The sequence below is a fragment of the Inquilinus limosus genome (genome assembly GCF_051487185.1).
Taxonomy (GTDB): domain Bacteria; phylum Pseudomonadota; class Alphaproteobacteria; order DSM-16000; family Inquilinaceae; genus Inquilinus; species Inquilinus limosus_F.
Genome location: NZ_JAHVDK010000002.1, coordinates 217,962 through 233,199 on the forward strand (window position 1 = coordinate 217,962; position 15,238 = coordinate 233,199).

The following is a 15,238-nucleotide window of genomic DNA, read 5'->3' on the forward strand; positions in this document are numbered from 1 at the left end:
CCTCAGCATGTCGGCGCTGCCTGCGACCTGCCCCCTGTGCGATTGGGGCAGACAACGTGTCGTTCGGGTGACCGCTCCGCTTCAAATTCGATCGGGACGCTCTCGAAGCCGAAGATCAGCGAACAACCCGGCGCCGCGCGCAACTGATCGCGTCTTACGCGATAGTTCGGGATTCTTTGGAGAATGACTTCGAGACACACCGCAAGCTCCATCCGGGCGAGGTGCAGGCCGATGCATTTGTGGCTTCCTGCCCCGAAGGTCAGGTGTGAGTTGGAGGGGCGGCAGAAATCGACCTCGAAGGGTGAGGGAAACTTGTCGGCGTCGAAATTCGCCGCCGCCCAGAGGAGAAGGACTTTGTCCCCCTTGCTCAAAGGGACGCCGCCGAGCACGTAGTCCTTCGTGACCGTGCGGGCCATGCCGGGCTGCGTAGCCAGAACTCGCAGAAGCTCCTCGACCGCGTTCGGAATCAGACCCGGATTTTCGATCAATCGCTGCCGCTGCTCGGGGTTCTCGTCGAGATAGACGAGCATCATGCCGATCGTCGCCTGGACGGTCTCGGTGCCGCCGACGATCAGCGCGCTGACGATGGCCGTCAGTTCCCCATCGGTCAGCGGGCGCCCTCGAAATTTCTTGGTCAGGAGATCGGAGAGGAGCGTTCCGGCAGCGGGTGCCTCTCGAAACCGCCGGATATCCTCGATGATGCGCAATGAAAGCCGGTAGATCTGATGGAACGAGAGGTCCGGCGGCACCAGACGGAAGATATGGTTGTGATAGGCCATCGCGTATTCGTCCCAGAGTTCGGGATCGAAGCCGATGATCTTCAGGGCCATGGAGGCGGATGCCGGCAAGGCGAGGTCTGGAATGACGTCGAGCCGTCCTTGCCCCAGCCTGTCCTCGATCCGCTGCATGACGATGGTCCGCAAGTCTTCCCTGAGGCCCTCGACAGCACTGGCCGTGAGGTATGGATGGAGCAGGCGCCGGTACTCGGTCACCTCTGGAGGATCGCAGTGGAGCGGAATCAGCATCGGCGCGCGGGCTTCGGGGATCTCGAAGCCGCGCCGCGACGAGAAGATGGCCGGGTTGCACGCGACCTCCATGATGTCGTCGTAGCGGGTGACGACGTAGAAGCCGCCATGGCTGTCGGAGCGGAAGACCGGGCACCTCTCATGCGCCTGCCGGGCCATGTTGTGCAGCTCGCGTATGCAGTCCGGCGTGTGGTGGTCGTAGGTCCGGAAGAAGCTCTCCGGCAGGTCTCGGGAGGAGACGGGGTTCATATACCTCAACATGCCTGCGCCCTCTGCGACTGAAACGCTTTCAGCAGCGCCAATTCATGGACGACCTGTGCCAGGATTGTGTCCTGCTGCTCGTAGAAGAAGTTGTGCGGGCCGTCGACCATCTGCAGCGTGAAGCGGCCCGTGCTGGCCTCTATCCATGGCACAAGGTCTTCGATCGTTACCCACCAGTCCTCCCGGCTGCCGATGACCGTGACCGGGCAGTCCAGCGGCGGCCCCTCCGCGAACTCCATCGTCTCGTCCGCCTCGGCCGATGCCCGAAGCAGATTCAGTGACCGATGCAGGGCGTCGGGATTGTTGAGAATAATGGGCGGCGGTTGCATCAGCCGCAGGGTGTGCTCGAGGAAACCCCGGTCGTCGAGCCGGTGGGTCGGGACCGCCGGCTTCGGGCGCCGAGAGGGCGCGTGCTTCGCCGCGAGGATCAGGCTGGCTGGTCCCGGAAGACCTTTGCGCTGCAGATGGCGGGCGACGGCATAGGCGGTGTGCGCCCCCAGACAGAAGCCGAAGAAGGCGAAGGGGATTCCGGCCTGCCTCGGCGCGAGATCCTCGAACAGCGCGAGGAGGGGCTCGATACGACGGATCGGCTCCTCCGCGAGGCGGGTCTCCCAGCCCGGCAGCAGGATCGGGCAGACCTCGACATCCTCGCCGAAATGCCGGAACCAGCGGGCATAGGCGCTGGCGCTGCCGCCGCCATAGGGAAAGCAGAACAGCCGCAGGGCGGGGCCGGGATGGGGCGCCCGGCGCAGCAGCCAGGGCGTCTCCGGCAGCGCCGTGCCGGTTCCGGTCGCAGCGGCGCCGGGCTGCCAGCGATGGAGCAGGTTGAGCCGGCCTTCGGCGTAGTCGCGCTGGCACTGGCGGCGCGCCAGCTTGCCGCTGGTGGTCCGGGGCAGAAGGCCGGGGCGGACCAGGGCCAGCGCCGCCAGAGGCACGTCATGGGCCGCGGCGACCGCCCGCCGGATCGCGGCGCTGACCTCCACGACATCCACGGCGGTGCCGCGACGCTCGACCTCGGCCACCATGGCCGCTCCCTCCGTCCCGTCGCGGAGCACGGGGAAGGCGGCGGCCTGGACCACGGCCGGGTGGCTCGCCTGGGCGGTCCATTCCAGATCCTGCGGCGCGATGTTGCGGCCGGCGATGATGATCAGGTCCTTGGCCCGGCCGCTGATGAACAGCTCGCCCTCATGGAGGAAGCCGAGATCGCCCGTGCGCAGGAACGTCTTGCCGGGGGCCTGCGGCAGGGCGGCGGCGAAGGTCTCGCGCGTCGCCTCGTCCTTGCCCCAGTAGCCGGAGGCGATCCCGGGGCCGCTGGCCCAGATCTCGCCGATCCGCCCCTCCGGCACCTCCTGCCTTTGGCCGTCGACGATGCGGATATCGGTGTCCGGGCTCGGGACGCCGCAGCCGACCAGGCGGCGCGGTGCCGAGGCGGCGGCGGGATCGTGCAGCCGGGCCTCCCCTTGCTCCAACGCGACCGGGTCGAAGTCCCCGGCAGGCGCTCCCTGGCCCGGCCGGCCGCCGCTGAGAAAGAGCGTCGCCTCCGCCATGCCGTAACAAGGATAGAAGCTCGAAGCGCGGAAGCCGTTCGCGGCAAAGCTCCGGCTGAACCGGTCCAGCGTCTCGGCCCGGATCGGCTCGGCACCGCAGAAGGCGATGCGCCAGCAGGACAGGTCCAGGCCGCTCCGCAACTCCTCCGGCACCCGCTCGACGCAGTGCTGGTAGGCGAAGCTGGGCCCGCCGCAGATCATCTCGCCGTAGCGGCGGCCGTAATGGTGTATGGCCCTGAGCCAGCGGATCGGATGCTGCAGGAAGCTCAGGGGCGACATCAGCGCGACCGGATAGCCGGCGTAGATCGGCGTCAGGATCCCGGCGATCAGCCCCATATCGTGATAATGCGGCAGCCAGCTGACCCCTGAGCTCTGCACCTCGATCTGGACTGCGGCGCAGATCTGGCCGAGATTGGTCAGCAGGCCGCTCTGGCGCACCATTACGCCCTTCGGGGCGCCGGTGGTGCCCGAGGTGTATTGCAGGAAGGCCAGGGGATCCCGGTCCGGATGCGCCTCCAGAAAGGCGTGGCCTTCCGTCTCGGCCAGGCTCTCGCTGTCCAGGATCGTCAGAGGAGAATCCTCCGGCACGGAGAAGCGGGCGACCTGTGCGCCGGTCAGCAGCAGGACCTGCGCGCCTGCGTCCCTGGCGACCGCCGCCATCCGCACCGGATCGCGCGCATGGGTCGGGGCGAGCGGGACCGCGACCAGGCCGGCGTAGAGGCAGCCGAAGAACGCCTCGACGAAGGCCAGGCCGGGATCGTGGGCCAGGAGGATCCGGTCGCCGGGGGCGGCCCGCTCCAGCAGCCGGGCGGCGATGGAACCGGCGCGGCGATCGAGCTGGCTGTAGCTGAGAATCCGGGTTTGCTGCTGCCCGTTGGGATAGCTGAGGAACGAGACGGCGGTCGCGGTCGGCGTCGACCGCGCGCGTTCTCGCAGAATGTGCTGGAGCCCGGGCCTGCCCACGTCCCGGGCAATGGCGGATGCCGGGCTATCCATCTCCGTTCTCCCCCGTGCCCGGCGGCCTCACGTCTCCTGCCCCAGGTGCTGCGCCAGCCGGCGGATGGTCGGGAATTCCCACAGCAGCGCCGGGTCGATCGGGCGCCCCAGATGCTTCTCCAGATCCGCCGTCAGCGTCATGGCCTGGCTCGAGGACACGCCGAGATAGACCAGCTGCTCGTCGACATCGATGCCGTGGGCGGGAAGCTTCAGGAGGCGGGCGACATAGTCGACGAGCCATCGCTGGATCGAATCCATGGTCGTGGTCGTATCCCTCATCAGAAAATCTCCTCTTGGACTCCGACGATCGTCCCCGGCGCCATCCCCCCAGGCTCTTTTCATCGATCTGTAGGAATTAAGGCACAGGTCGGGGGCGGCATCAATGAAAAGCAGGTGAAGAGAAGGCAGTAATCTGAATAAAATTTTCTTTATTACTTAGCGCAATCTTATCAAAATTCGATGATCAACAATAGCGGGCAGATCAGGCGTCCACCTCCCGTGGCAGCGTCACGGTCTGGATTAGTCCGCCTTCGGGCCGGTTGGCGATCTCGATGCGGCCGCCGGTGCGGTCGATGATCTCCTTGGCGATGGCGAGGCCGAGGCCGGCGCCCGGCACGGTCTGGCGCCGGGCCGGGTCGACCCGGAAGAAGGGCTCGAACACCCGGGCCAGCAGCTCCGGCGGGATGCCGGGGCCGCGGTCGGTGATGGTGATCCGGGCCTCGCCCTCGGCGGCGTCCAGCACCACCTCCGCTCCCTGGCCGTGTGTGGCGGCATTGATCACCAGGTTGCGCAGCGCCCGCTTCAGCGCCAGCGGCCCGGCCTTGATCGACACCGGCTCGGCCCGGACCAGCGTCACCGGCAGCGCCTGCTCGGCCAGCTCGGTGCAGACCGTCTCGACCAGCCGGTCGAGGCGCAGACGCTCCGCGTCGCCGCCTTCGACCTCCTCGCGCACCAGCCGGATGGCGCTGTCGGCGATGCGGTCGAGCTCGTCGAGATCCCTCAGCCAGGGCTCGCGCTCCTCGTCCGGCAGGAACTCGGCGCGCAGCCGCATCCGTGTCATCGGCGTCCGCAGGTCGTGCCCAGCGGCGGCGACGAGGCGCATCCGGCTCTCCATCGCCACGCGCAGCCGGGCCGACAGGCGGTTCAGCGCCCGCGCGGTGGTCTTCATCTCGGCCGGGCCGGTCTCCGGCAGCTCCGGCAGCGCGCCGTCCGGGCCGATCCGGGCGATGGTGGCCTCCAGCAGCGCCAGCGGGCGGATCAGCGTGCCGGCGGCGATCACCGCGATGCCGATCGCCCCCAGCACCAGCAGCAGCATCCAGCCGGCGAAGGCCAAAGGCACGCCCTGCGGCACCGGCAGGTCGGGCATCGGCAGCCACAACCAGCGCTGCGGGTCGATCTGCACCGACAGGATCGACTGCCCGTCCCGGCCATTGTGGGTCACCCGCACCGGCAGGGCGGGGCCGGTCGAGCGCATGGCGTTCTCGAGGAGTTCGCTTCCGCGCGGGTCCGGCTCCCCGGCCGCCGGCATCGGATGCAGCTCGAAATCGGCCACCCGCCCGGGGTTGCCGACCGGCCCGATGCCGTTCTCGACCAGGTCGGCGATCAGGCGGATCTGGCGGGCGAAGGGATCGACGGTGCGGGCCGGCGACGGCTCGCGCAGCAGCAGCAGGGCAACGAAGCTGGCGATGCCGACCACGGTGATGATCGCGATCACCAGCAGCAGGATGATGCGGGCGCGCAGCGTGGTCACGCCGGATCCCTCACCTGCTCGACCGCGGCGGCGAGCTGATAGCCGCCGTTGCGCACCGTCTTGAAGATCTGGAACCGGCCGCCGTCGCCCAGTTTACGGCGCAGCCGGCTGACCAGCACGTCGATCGACCGGTCCAGCGGCTCCGCTTCGCGGCCCTGGGTCAGGTCCAGCAGCTGGTCGCGTGACAGCACCCGGCCCGGCCGGTCCAGGAAGGCCAGCAGCAGCTCGAACTCGGCGCCGGTCAGGATCACCTCCTCCCCGGCCTCGTCATGGACGCGCCGGGTGGCGGGGTCGGCGACGAAGCCGGCGAAGCGGTAGCGGCCGGTGGGCGGCGCCTCATCCGGCACCACCGCGGTCCGGCGCAGCACGGCGCGGATCCGCGCCACCAGCTCGCGCGGGTTGAACGGCTTGCCGAGATAGTCGTCGGCGCCGATCTCCAGCCCGATGATGCGGTCGACATCCTCCTTCAGCGCGGTCAGCAGGATCACCGGCAGATGCGGCCGGCGCCGGCTCAGCTCGCGGCAGATCTCGAGGCCCGAGCCGTCGGGCAGCATGACGTCGAGCACCAGCAGGTCGATCCGGCCGCCGGCCAGCCGCTCCTCGCATTCGCGACGGTCGGCGGCCAGGCTGACCCGGAAGTTCTGGCCGTCGAGATAGCGGCCGAGCAGACGCCGGATCTCGGGATCGTCGTCGACGACAAGGATATGAGGGGATGTTTGCATCAAGGGCGGCGGAGGTCGAAGATGTGATTGCGATCTTTACGGCGCGGACGAAGGGGCGCGACGGGCTTTCTGCAACGGAATGTTGCCGGCCGTCGGCCGGCAATGTTGAGAAACCAATTTCCTCCGCCGGTCCACATTCGGCAACAGGTCGACGAAAGGTGGAAACACGCCGCGCCTAGTTTCGCCGCAGCCACAGCAACAGCGAGGCTGCAGATGAGATCCACAGTCGCCATCATCAGCGTTGCGGCGGCCGGCGTGATCGGCCTGACCGTCGGCACGGTCATGAGCCCGGGCGGCACGGCCCTGGCAGATCCCGGCAATGCCGATACGGTCTACGCCCAGGCGCCGGGTGCGACGCCGACGGGGCCCGGCGGTCCTGGCGGTCCCGGCCCGATGAAACCCGGGATGCGGCAGGGCATGCCCGGGATGGAGCGCGGCATGCCGGGAATGCGGCACGGCATGGGCCCCATGATGGAGCGTGGCATGGGCCCCGGCCGGCACCATCGGCCGGACTTCAAGCTGAAGCTGGCGCGCGACCTGGCCGGGATCGAGACCATGATCGGCATCCGCAGCGACCAGCTCGACGCCTGGCGGGACTTCACCAGCACCCTCCTGGCCCTGATCGGGCCGCCGATGCCGCCGGCCGCCGGCGCCGACGACGCCCCGGATGCCTTCGCCCTGCCCGAGCGTCTGGCCGACGCCGCCATCGCCAAGGCCGAGACGGCGCAGCGGCTGAAGGCGGCGATCGAGACTCTGCGCCAGAAGCTGACGCCGGAGCAGACGACCCTGCTGCAGGATGCCGTGCGGCGCCTGATGCCGCCGCGTCACCACCCCCCTGGTCCCGGTCCGCAGGACCAGCGCTCCGCCCCTGAGGCCGAGCGCCCGGCGCCCGACGCCGGCTGACGGACCGGTCGGGCCGGCCCGGTTCTCCCCCACGTCCGGGCCGGCCCGATGGTTTCTCTGCTCATTTCCCAACACTGCCGGTCATCGTGAAGAACCAACTCCTGCGGGGCGTCGCGCCGCTGCCCGTCATGACTGCGGCTGCCCTGATCCTGGCGGGCTGCGCGGTCGGCCCCGATTTCAAGCGTCCGGACGCGCCGGGCGTCGGCCAGTACACGCCCGGGACACCGCTGGCACAGACCGCCTCGGCCGACGTCTCGGGCGGGGTGGCGCAGACCATCCGCAACGGCCGCGACATCCCGGGCGACTGGTGGCGGGTGTTCCGCTCCGACACGCTGAACCGGCTGGTGGCCGAGGCGCTGAAGGCCAATCCCGACATCCAGTCGGCCCAGGCCGCGCTGCGCCAGGCGCAGGAGAATGTCGCAGCTGAGCAGGGCTTCCTACTCCCGACGATCAGCGCCAGCGGCAGCGGGGAGAGGGCGCAGAGCAACACCACCGTCTCGACCGGGACCGGGTCGCGGACCGTGACGTCGGTCTACAACCTCTACAACGCGTCGGTCGACGTCTCCTACGACCTCGACGTGTTCGGCGGCACCCGGCGCAACATCGAATCGCTACAGGCCACGGCCGACTACCAGCGCTTCCAGCTCGAGGCCAGCTATCTGACCATCAGCAGCAACGTGGTGACCGCGGCGATCCAGGAGGCCTCGCTCCGGGCCCAGATCGCGGCGACCGAGGAGATCATCAGGACCGAGCGCGCCTATCTCGCGATCCTGCAGCAGCAATTCACGCTTGGCGGCATCTCGCAGGCCGATGTGGCGGCGCAGCAGGCCACGGTGGCGCAGGACGAGGCGCTGCTGCCGCCGCTGCAGAAGCAGCTGGCGCAGCAGCGCAACCAGCTGGCCGTCTATCTCGGCCGCTTCCCCAGCGAGATCTCCGGCGATGATTTCGAGCTGTCCTCGCTGACCCTGCCGGCCGACCTGCCGCTCAGCCTGCCGGCCAGGCTGGTGGAGCAGCGGCCGGACATCCGCTCCTCCGAGGCGCAGCTGCACGCGGCCAGCGCCAAGATCGGCGTCGCCGTGGCCAACATGCTGCCGCAGATCACGCTCAGCGCCAGCTACGGCAGCGGCGCCAACAGCTTCGGCGACCTGTTCTCGCCCGGCACGGTGGCCTGGAACCTGGCCGGCAGCATCGTCCAGACGATCTTCGACGGCGGCACGCTGCTGCACGACAAGCGCGCCGCCGAGGCCGGCTTCGACCAGGCGGCGGCGCAGTACCGCAGCACCGTGCTGTCGGCCTTCCAGGACGTGGCCGATGCGCTGCACGCGATCCAGTACGACGCCGACACGCTGAAGGCGCAGCTGGCGGCGGAGCGGGCGGCCCAGCGCAGCCTCGACATCGCGCGCAGCCAGTACCAGGCCGGCGCCACCACCTACACCACCGTCCTGACCGCCCAGACCAACCTGCTGAACGCCCGGCTCAGCCGCATCCAGGCGCAGGCGGCGCGAATGAGCGACACCGCGGCACTGTACCAGGCGCTCGGCGGCGGCTGGTGGAACCGCACCGACGTGGTCGCGGCGAAGTTCCAGCCGACCCCCAGCCTGCCCAACTGACGGACGACTTCATGGCCAAGAGCAGAACGGCTTCGCTGATCACCCGCATGGTGATCATGCTGATCGCGATCGGCGTGATCCTGGGCGGGATCTTCGGGTTCCAGGCCTTCAAGAGCAAGATGATCGCGCAGGCGATCGCCGCCCGCAGCAACCCGCCCCAGACCGTCTCCACCACCACGGCGACGGCATCCGAGTGGCAGGAGCGGCTGGAGGCGGTGGGCAGCTTCCGGGCGGTGAACGGCGCGTCGCTGTCCGCCGAGGTCTCGGGCATCGTCGAGGCGATCAGCTTCACCGACGGCCAGGAGGTCGCGGCCGGCACCCCGCTGCTGCAGCTGCGCGCCGAGGAGGATCTGGCGACGCTGCGGCAGTACCAGGCGGCGGCGGAGAATGCGCAGGTCACCTATGACCGCGACCTGCGCCAGCTCAAGGCCCAGGGCGTCAGCCAGGCCACGGTCGACAGCGACCTCGCCACCCTGAAGCAGGCCCAGGCCCAGGTCGCGGCGCAGCAGGCGCTGATCGACAAGAAGACGGTCAGGGCGCCCTTCGCCGGCCGGCTCGGCGTGCGCCAGGTGGATCTCGGCCAGTATCTCAGCGCGGGGACGGAGATCGTCACCCTGCAGTCGCTGGACCCGATCCTGTTCGACTTCACCCTGCCGCAGCAGGCCCTGGCCAGGCTCAAGGTCGGGCAGGCGGTGACGGCGACGGTCGACGCTTATCCCAACCGCGGCTTCGACGGGAAGATCACCGCGATCAGCCCGCTGGTCGACAGCTCCACCCGCAGCCTGACGGTCCGGGCCAGCTTCGCCAACCCGGACCGCCTGCTGGCGCCCGGCATGTTCGCCAAGGCCGCGGTCACGGTCGGGCAACCGCAGCGCTACGTCACCTTGCCGGCGACGGCGATCGTCTCGAACCCCTATGGCGACATCGCCTATGTCGTCTCCGGCACCGCGCCGGACCTGACCGTGCAGCAGATCTTCGTCACCACCGCCGGCAGCCGCGGCGACCAGGTCGCGGTGGCCAAGGGGGTGGAGGAGGGCGCCACCGTCGTCACTTCCGGCCAGCTCAAGCTGCAGAACGGCTCGCCGGTCACGATCAACAACGCGGTGACCCCGCCGAGCGACCCGAACCCGTCCGTCGCGGACCCGAGCTGAGGGCGGCGCCATGAATTTCACCGACATCTTCATCCGCCGCCCGGTGCTGGCGCTGGTGGTCAGCGCCCTGATCGTGGTCATCGGCTATCAGTCCTACCGCTCGCTGACGGTGCGGCAGTATCCGAAGACCGAGAACGCGGTCGTGACCGTGACCACGACCTATTACGGCGCCGATCCGGACGTGGTCGCCGGCTTCATCACCACGCCGCTGGAGAACGCCATCGCCCAGGCGAACGGCATCGACTACATGACCTCGACCTCGACCAGCGGCACCTCGACCATCACCGTCAACCTGCGGCTGAACTACAATTCCGACGCCGCGGTCACCGAGATCAACACCAAGGTCAACTCGGTCCTGAACCAGCTGCCCTCGGGCGCGCAGCAGCCGACCATCACGCTCTCGGTCGGCCAGACCATCGACGCCATGTACATCGGCTTCTACAGCGATGTGCTGGCGGCGAACCAGATCACCGACTACCTGACCCGCGTGGTCCAGCCCAAGCTGCAGGCGGTGCAAGGGGTACAGACGGCGGAGCTGCTGGGCCCGAAGGTGTTCGCGCTCCGGGTCTGGCTCGACCCCGACAAGCTGGCCGGCTACGGCCTCACGGCCACCGACGTCTACACCGCGCTCAGCAACAACAACTACATCTCCGGCATCGGCACCACCAAGGGCACGATGACCCAGGTCACGCTCACCGCCTCGACCGACCTGCACGATGTCGAGCAGTTCAAGAACCTGGTGGTGAAGCAGAGCAACGGCGCGGTGATCCGGCTGAAGGATGTCGGCGATGTCGTGCTCGGCGCCCAGGATTACGAGAGCCGGTCCACGGTCGACGGCAACACCGGCGTCTTCATCGGCATCCAGGTGGCGCCCACGGCCAACCTGCTCGACGTCGTCGCCGGCGTGAAGGCGGCCCTGCCGGGGATCGAGGCGCAGCTGCCGAACGGGCTGCACGCCACGGTGATCTACGATTCCAGCGCCTTCGTCACCAGCTCGATCGAGGAGGTCGTGGCCAGCCTGGTCGAGGCGCTGGCGATCGTGGTGCTGGTGGTCTTCGCCTTCCTCGGCTCGCCGCGCTCGGTCTTCATCCCGGTGGTGGCGATCCCGCTGTCGCTGGTCGGCACCTTCGCGATGATGCTGGCCTTCGGCTTCTCCATCAATCTCCTCACCCTGCTGGCCCTGGTGCTGGCGATCGGCCTGGTGGTGGACGACGCCATCATCGTGGTCGAGAACGTCAACCGCCACATCGAGGAGGGGGCGACGCCGCTGCAGGCGGCGATCGACGCGGCGCGCGAGCTGGTCGGGCCGATCATCGCCATGACCGTGGTGCTGGTCGCTGTCTATGTCCCGATCGGCTTCCAGGGCGGGCTGACCGGCGCGCTGTTCACGGAGTTCGCCTTCACCCTGGTCGGCGCCGTCACCGTCTCGATGATCGTGGCGCTGACGCTGACGCCGATGATGTGCTCGCGCATCCTCAAGGCCCATCTCGCCGACCGCAGCGGCTGGGAGGAGCGGCTGTCGGACTTCATCGACCGCTGCTTCGAGGGCATAAGGCGGCCCTATCAGCGCCTGCTGCACGGCAGCCTGAACACCGTGCCGGTGACGCTGGTCTTCGCCGCCATCGTGCTGGGCAGCATCTATTTTCTCTATGCCGAAGCCCAGTCCGAGCTGGCGCCGAACGAGGACCAGGGCGCGGTGCTGGTCTCCACCACCAATCCGCCGCAGGCCACGCTGGCGCAGAAGGCCTCCAGCTCCGACCAGGTGGCGAAGGCGATGCGGGCCTATCCGGAGACCGACCACACCCTCGGCATCGACAGCGCCGCCACCTCGATCGCGGTCCAGGTGCTGAAACCCTGGGAGCAGCGCGAGCGCACGGCCGACACGCTGCAGGCCCTGCTGCAGCAGGATCTGAATAAGATCGCCGCGGCCCAGAGCGTGGCCTTCCAGCCGGCGCCGCTGCCGGGCAGCAATGGCCTGCCGATCCAATTCGCGATCGGCACCACCGGCGGCTTCCGGGAGCTGAACGACGTCGCCAACGCCTTCCAGCAGGCGGCGCAGAAGACCGGCCTGTTCGTGTTCCTGACCCGCGACCTGCAGATCGACAAGCCGCAGGCCGAGATCAAGATCGACCGCGACAAGGCGGCCCAGCTGGGCCTGACCATGAGCGATGTCGGCAACGCGCTGGCCGCCATCCTCGGCGGCGGCTACGTCAACTACTTCAGCATCGACGGCCGGTCCTATCAGGTGATCCCGCAGGTGCAGCAGCGCTCGCGCCTGACCACCGACCAGGTCCTGGACTACCCGGTCACGGCGGTGGACGGCACGCAGATCCCGCTCTCGTCCATCGCCACGATCGAGCGGGAGGCCGCGCCGCGGGCGATCTCCCACTTCCAGCAGCTCAACTCGGCCACCATTTCCGGCGTCCCGGCGCCGGGCGTCTCGACCGGCCAGGCGCTGCAGGCGCTGAACGAGCTGGCGGCGAAGACGCTGCCGCCCGGCTACACCGTCGACTATGGTGGCCAGTCGCGCCAGGCGGTGCAGGAATCGAGCGGCCTGGTGCAGATGTTCGCGCTGGCGCTGGTCATCATCTTCCTGGCGCTGTCGGCCCAGTTCAACAGCTTCCGCGACCCGCTGATCATCCTGGTCTCGGTGCCGATGTCGATCGCCGGCGCGCTGGCCTTCATCAGCGTCGGCGTCGGCGGCGCCACCATGAACATCTACACCCAGGTCGGCCTCGTCACGCTCATGGGGCTGATCAGCAAGCACGGCATCCTGATCGTCGAGGTCGCCAACAGCCTGCAGAAGGCGGGCCGCAGCAAGCGCGAGGCGATCGAAGGCGCCGCCTCGATCCGCCTGCGGCCGATCCTGATGACCACCGGCGCGATGGTTCTGGGCGTGGTGCCGCTGATCCTGGCGACGGGCGCCGGCGCGGTGTCGCGCTTCAACATGGGGCTCGTCATCGCCAGCGGCCTGACCATCGGCACGCTGTTCACCCTTTTCGTGGTGCCGGCGGTCTACATGGTCCTCGCCGCCGACCACCACGCCGAGGGCGCGGCCGATGCGGCGCCGAAGCCGACCGAGGCGTGACCGATCATCCGCCCTCCAGCATCGCCGGCAGCCGCGCCGCCAGCGCGTCGATGGCGGCGCGGGTCTTCGACGGCAGGTAGCGGCCCTGCGGCCACAGCGCGTGGACGTCGAAGGTGAAGCCCGGCCGGTCCGGGAACAGCCGGATCAGCCGGCCGTCGCGCAGCCGGTCGGCGATCAGCCAGCAGGGCAGCCAGGTGACGCCGGCGCCGGCCTCCGCCGCATCGGCGATCGCCTCCAGGTCGTCGAAACGGACCGGGCCGTCCACGGCCAGGTCGCGCAGCCGGCCGTCCGGCTCCGGGAAGCGCCAGGGTGTCAGCCGGCCGGCCCGGCCGTAGACCAGAAGCGCGTGGCCGGGCAGATCCTCCAGGGTGCGCGGCGTGCCGTGCCGTTCCAGATAGGCAGGCGCCGCGCAGACGGCCGCGGTGATGCGCCCGACCGGCCGCGCCGCCAGCCCGGCGACATCCGGCAGCGGACCGACGCGGACCGCGAGGTCGAAGCCGTCCTCCACCAGGTCCGCCGGCCGGTCGGTGAACGACATCTCCAGCCGCAGCGCCGGGTGCCGGCGGACGAGGTCGAGCAGCACCGGCGCGACGCAGCGGCGGCCGACCAGCACCGGCGCCGTCACCTTCAGCCGTCCGGACGGGGCCGAGCGGCCGCCGTCGAGATCGGCCTCCGCCGCTTCCAGCTCACCCAGAATCCGGCGGCAGCGCTCGTAGAAGGCCTGGCCCGCCTCGGTCAGGCTCTGGCTGCGGGTGGTGCGGTGGAACAGCCGCGCGCCCAGCCGGGCCTCCAGCCGGGCGATGCCCTTGCCGACGGCGGAGCGGGACAGGCCGATGCGGTCGCCGGCCAGAGCGAAGCTGCCGGCCTCCGCGACCTGGACGAAGAGGCCGATGCCGTCGAGCCGGTCGATCATGGCGCCCGATTGGTTCTCATGGTTCTACAGTAACGGGAAAACTCGTCGCCACCAGGGATCAGTCGTCCCGATTATCGTCGCCCCTGCCCGCGAGGCGAGCAAGGGATTGCAGCAATGACGAGCGACAGCATGAAGCGGTGGCAGATGTCCCGGCTGGGGCGCGACGGCCTGAGCCTGGTCGAGGTGGCGGTACCGCGGCCGGGTCCGGGCGAGATCCTGGTCAGGGTCGGGGCGGTGTCGCTGAACTATCGGGACAGGCTGGTCGTCGAGGACGGCATGGGGATGGCGCTGGACTTCCCGTTCACGCCGGGCTCCGACATGGCCGGGACGGTGGTCGAGGCCGGGGCCGGCGTCACCCGCTTCGCGGCCGGTGACCGGGTGCTCGGCACCTTCTGGCCGGGCTGGATCGACGGGCTCGCCACCGGGCCGCGGGCGGCGCTGGGCGGGCCGCTGCCCGGCGTGCTCTCGGAATATTTGGTGCTGCCGGAGGCGTGGGCGGTGGCCGCGCCGCGGACATTGGACGACCCGGCCGCCAGCACGCTGCCTTGCGCCGGGCTGACCGCCTGGTTCGCCCTGGTCGAGACCGGCCGCCTGCGCGCCGGCGAGACGGTGGTGGTACAGGGCACCGGCGGCGTGGCGATGTTCGGGCTTCAGCTCGCGAGAGCCCACGGTGCCGAGGCGATCGTGATCTCCGGCGATGCCGCCAAGCTGGACCGGGCCAGGGCGCTGAGCGCGGCCCACGGCATCGACCGCCGTGCGACGCCGGAATGGGGGAGGGTGGTGCGCGACCTGACCGGCGGCCGCGGCGCCGACCATGTCCTGGAGATCGCCGGCGGCGACATGGCGCAGACGGCGGAAGCCGTGGCCCAGGGCGGGCGCGTCGCCCTGATCGGGCTGCTCGAAGGCTTCGTCTTCTCCGCCCCGACCGTCCCGGTGATGATGAAGCAGGCGGTGATCCAGGGCATCTCGGTCGGCCATCGCCGCGGGCTGGAGGAGCTGGTGCGCGCCGTGGACCGCACCGGCCTCGCGCCCGCGATCGGCGCCGAATACGGCTTCGCCGAGCTGCCGGCCGCGCTCGACCACCTGGACCGCGGACCGTTCGGCAAGATCGTGCTGCGGATCGGGTGACCGGCCCCGCAACCCGCCACACAGGGGCGATCCGGCCTGCCGCCGCGCGGGCCGGATCGCTCCTTCATTTTCATTGAAACGCGATAGTCATCCCGCGCCGCTTCGGTATGATGCGGTTGCTGGGAATTTGCTCCAAATTGAGTG

General features: G+C 69.6%; 11 protein-coding genes. 5 read left to right on the plus strand and 6 right to left on the minus strand.

Annotated elements, in window-relative coordinates:
• Nucleotides 1-2: 2 nt before the first annotated feature.
• From KXR53_RS02935 to KXR53_RS02955, 5 genes are all read right to left on the minus strand, one after another.
• A complete protein-coding gene (locus KXR53_RS02935) occupies nucleotides 3-1,274 on the minus strand; it encodes a cytochrome P450 (protein WP_437373219.1) in 1,272 nt (423 codons plus the stop codon).
• Between the two features lie 5 nt (nucleotides 1,275-1,279).
• Complete coding sequence (locus KXR53_RS02940) at nucleotides 1,280-3,829, minus strand: AMP-binding protein (protein WP_437373220.1); 2,550 nt, start codon at nucleotides 3,827-3,829, stop codon at nucleotides 1,280-1,282.
• 27 nt (nucleotides 3,830-3,856) lie between these two features.
• Nucleotides 3,857-4,108 (minus strand): acyl carrier protein, encoded by a 252-nt coding sequence (locus tag KXR53_RS02945; protein ID WP_437373222.1) that lies wholly within the window; start codon nucleotides 4,106-4,108, stop codon nucleotides 3,857-3,859.
• Between the two features lie 202 nt (nucleotides 4,109-4,310).
• Nucleotides 4,311-5,579, minus strand: a complete 1,269-nt coding sequence (locus tag KXR53_RS02950; RefSeq protein WP_437373224.1) for an ATP-binding protein — start codon at nucleotides 5,577-5,579, stop codon at nucleotides 4,311-4,313.
• Complete coding sequence (locus KXR53_RS02955; protein ID WP_437373226.1) at nucleotides 5,576-6,301, minus strand: response regulator; 726 nt, start codon at nucleotides 6,299-6,301, stop codon at nucleotides 5,576-5,578. Before KXR53_RS02955 ends, KXR53_RS02950 begins: the two co-directional genes overlap by 4 nt.
• 213 nt (nucleotides 6,302-6,514) lie before the next feature.
• On the opposite strand from KXR53_RS02955, the gene KXR53_RS02960 reads away from it, so the two are divergent.
• The 4 genes from KXR53_RS02960 to KXR53_RS02975 all read left to right on the plus strand — a co-directional run bounded on the left by KXR53_RS02960 (nucleotide 6,515) and on the right by KXR53_RS02975 (nucleotide 13,053).
• Nucleotides 6,515-7,204 carry a hypothetical protein gene (locus tag KXR53_RS02960; protein WP_437373228.1) on the plus strand — a complete coding sequence of 230 codons (690 nt, stop codon included), beginning with the start codon at nucleotides 6,515-6,517 and terminating at the stop codon, nucleotides 7,202-7,204.
• An 86-nt stretch (nucleotides 7,205-7,290) separates the two neighbouring features.
• Nucleotides 7,291-8,814 (plus strand): efflux transporter outer membrane subunit, encoded by a 1,524-nt coding sequence (locus KXR53_RS02965; protein WP_437373230.1) that lies wholly within the window; start codon nucleotides 7,291-7,293, stop codon nucleotides 8,812-8,814.
• An 11-nt stretch (nucleotides 8,815-8,825) separates the two neighbouring features.
• Nucleotides 8,826-9,965: an efflux RND transporter periplasmic adaptor subunit gene (locus tag KXR53_RS02970; protein WP_437373232.1), complete on the plus strand. Its 1,140-nt coding sequence runs from the start codon at nucleotides 8,826-8,828 to the stop codon at nucleotides 9,963-9,965.
• A gap of 10 nt (nucleotides 9,966-9,975) precedes the next feature.
• Complete coding sequence (locus KXR53_RS02975; protein WP_437373234.1) at nucleotides 9,976-13,053, plus strand: efflux RND transporter permease subunit; 3,078 nt, start codon at nucleotides 9,976-9,978, stop codon at nucleotides 13,051-13,053.
• A 4-nt stretch (nucleotides 13,054-13,057) separates the two neighbouring features.
• Here KXR53_RS02975 and KXR53_RS02980 read toward each other — a convergent pair whose 3' ends face one another.
• On the minus strand, nucleotides 13,058-13,966 hold the full coding sequence (locus KXR53_RS02980; RefSeq protein ID WP_437373235.1) for a LysR substrate-binding domain-containing protein: 909 nt from the start codon (nucleotides 13,964-13,966) through the stop codon (nucleotides 13,058-13,060).
• 129 nt (nucleotides 13,967-14,095) lie between these two features.
• On the opposite strand from KXR53_RS02980, the gene KXR53_RS02985 reads away from it, so the two are divergent.
• Nucleotides 14,096-15,094 carry a zinc-dependent alcohol dehydrogenase family protein gene (locus KXR53_RS02985; RefSeq protein WP_437373237.1) on the plus strand — a complete coding sequence of 333 codons (999 nt, stop codon included), beginning with the start codon at nucleotides 14,096-14,098 and terminating at the stop codon, nucleotides 15,092-15,094.
• Nucleotides 15,095-15,238 lie beyond the last annotated feature (144 nt).

Bases quoted from the DNA above. Each gene is read 5' to 3' on its own strand.
- KXR53_RS02935 (WP_437373219.1), bottom strand. From the start codon at position 1,274: ATGAACCCCGTCTCCTCCCGAGACCTGCCGGAGAGCTTCTTCCGGACC.
- KXR53_RS02940 (WP_437373220.1), bottom strand. From the start codon at position 3,829: ATGGATAGCCCGGCATCCGCCATTGCCCGGGACGTGGGCAGGCCCGGG.
- KXR53_RS02945 (WP_437373222.1), bottom strand. From the start codon at position 4,108: ATGAGGGATACGACCACGACCATGGATTCGATCCAGCGATGGCTCGTC.
- KXR53_RS02955 (WP_437373226.1), bottom strand. From the start codon at position 6,301: ATGCAAACATCCCCTCATATCCTTGTCGTCGACGACGATCCCGAGATC.
- KXR53_RS02960 (WP_437373228.1), top strand. From the start codon at position 6,515: ATGAGATCCACAGTCGCCATCATCAGCGTTGCGGCGGCCGGCGTGATC.
- KXR53_RS02970 (WP_437373232.1), top strand. From the start codon at position 8,826: ATGGCCAAGAGCAGAACGGCTTCGCTGATCACCCGCATGGTGATCATG.
- KXR53_RS02975 (WP_437373234.1), top strand. From the start codon at position 9,976: ATGAATTTCACCGACATCTTCATCCGCCGCCCGGTGCTGGCGCTGGTG.
- KXR53_RS02980 (WP_437373235.1), bottom strand. From the start codon at position 13,966: ATGATCGACCGGCTCGACGGCATCGGCCTCTTCGTCCAGGTCGCGGAG.
- KXR53_RS02985 (WP_437373237.1), top strand. From the start codon at position 14,096: ATGAAGCGGTGGCAGATGTCCCGGCTGGGGCGCGACGGCCTGAGCCTG.